Here is a 1573-nt window from a genome sequence, read left to right as displayed (position 1 = left end):
CCCGGATATTGCACCGGGCCGGCCAGACGCTCCCAGATTCCAGGCTCGGTGGGGATGATGGCGATCGGGGTTGAGATTGGCTATTTCTTGATCAATTTCCTGGCTTCAGGGCGCACTTCCCCCAACCCCCATGTCTTTTCTGTGCCGGGGACAGCACGCTGCGACGCTATCCCGGCACCAACTTGCTGGCCAGCGTCAGGAAAAGGTCTTGCTCGGGATACTGGCTGCTCAGCATCAACCGGATAGTGCGCGTGTTGCGGGTAATGACGGCGCCGATCTTCAGCAGCTTCAGGCGGATGGTGTTGACCTGGGCTTGGGCGAAGGCGGTGCGTTTGAGGTAAACCCGACGCATCCGTTCCAGCAGCAGGTAGGCCAGCCCCGAGAGCAGCAGCCGGTACTGGTTGGGCCACCACTCGTGACAACTGGTGCGGTCGGAGAACAGGAACTGCTGCTCCTTGATGCGGTTCTCCATCTCGCCCCGGGCGCAGTAGCGATTATCGTAGAGCCATTCGGCGCTGCAACCCCGCAGGTTGGTGACCACATAGCGGGTGTTGAAGCCGCGCCGCGTGGTCTCGGACTTGACGATCACCTGTCGTCGGCGTTTGTTCCAACTGCCGGCGGCGTACTTGATGAAGCCGAAGACACGCTGCTTCTCCCAGGTCTTCTCGAAGCGGATGGCCGACGCGTAGTCGATGTCTAGAGCCAGCTTGGCCAGGCGCTGGTTGCCGGCGATGCCGATGATGTAATCGACGCCGTGGCGGTCGCACCAATTGAGGATCAGCGGGCGGCAGAAGCCGCTGTCGCCACGGAAGACGATCTTTACATCGGACCATGCCTGGCGCAGCCGCCGGACCAGCAGAGCGAGGATGGCACCGGCGTGGTGAGCGGCATCCAGCGAGGCCGGGCGCAGGTAGCTGACCAGCAGCTGATCACCACAGAACACGAACAGCGGCAGGAAGATGTAATGGTCGTAGTAGCCGTTGAAGTGCCGCCCGAGCTGCTGGCCGTGCACCCGGTCATCGGTGGCATCGAAGTCGAGGTAGAGCGGCTTCTTGGGCGGCTGCCGGAACGAACGGATGAACTGCTCGATCATCTCCTCGTGGATGGCGACCGCCCAATCCCGGCCGGCCTGCTGTTCGAAGCGACACAGGGTCGACTGACTGGCCAGCACGCCATCCGTATTGACGGCGGTCTGTAGGGCGATGTCATGACGCAGGGCATGGTGGTCGTTGAGATCTTCATAGCCCATCGCCAGGCCGAACACGCGTTGCCGGACCAGAGTTTCGGTGCGATGCAGGCAGCGCTGCGGGTCACGATCATCGCTGATCCGGCGGGCGACGGCGCGAGTCAGGCCCACCTCACGATCCATCTGCCGCAGCAGCAGGATGCCGCCGTCGGAGGTGACGTCACCGCCATCGAAGCTGGCGAGGATCTGACGGCCTTTGCAGCGTGGAAAGGCGGCGGTCGGCGTGGTACATTTTGTCATGGCGGCTGAGTCGGTTGGTTCTTGTATAGGAGCTTGAATTATAACCGATTTTCAGCCGCTTTTTGCATGTCTGGTGCAATATCCGGG

At 62.0% G+C, this 1573-nt stretch carries 1 protein-coding gene; it reads right to left on the bottom strand.

The genetic code is table 11. The features are described from left to right. Window positions 1–166: 166 nt before the first annotated feature. Window positions 167–1486 (bottom strand): IS1380 family transposase, encoded by a 1320-nt coding sequence (locus ACPF7Z_RS19370; RefSeq protein ID WP_425194874.1) that lies wholly within the window; start codon window positions 1484–1486, stop codon window positions 167–169. Between the last annotated feature and the right edge of the window lie 87 nt (window positions 1487–1573).

The sequence above is a fragment of the Halomonas sp. GXIMD04776 genome (assembly GCF_049808615.1).
GTDB lineage: Bacteria > Pseudomonadota > Gammaproteobacteria > Pseudomonadales > Halomonadaceae > Modicisalibacter.
This window is presented reverse-complemented; position numbering and strand designations above follow the sequence as displayed.

Coding starts and splice junctions, on each gene's coding strand:
- ACPF7Z_RS19370 (WP_425194874.1), bottom strand. CDS start 1,486: ATGACAAAATGTACCACGCCGACCGCCGCCTTTCCACGCTGCAAAGGC.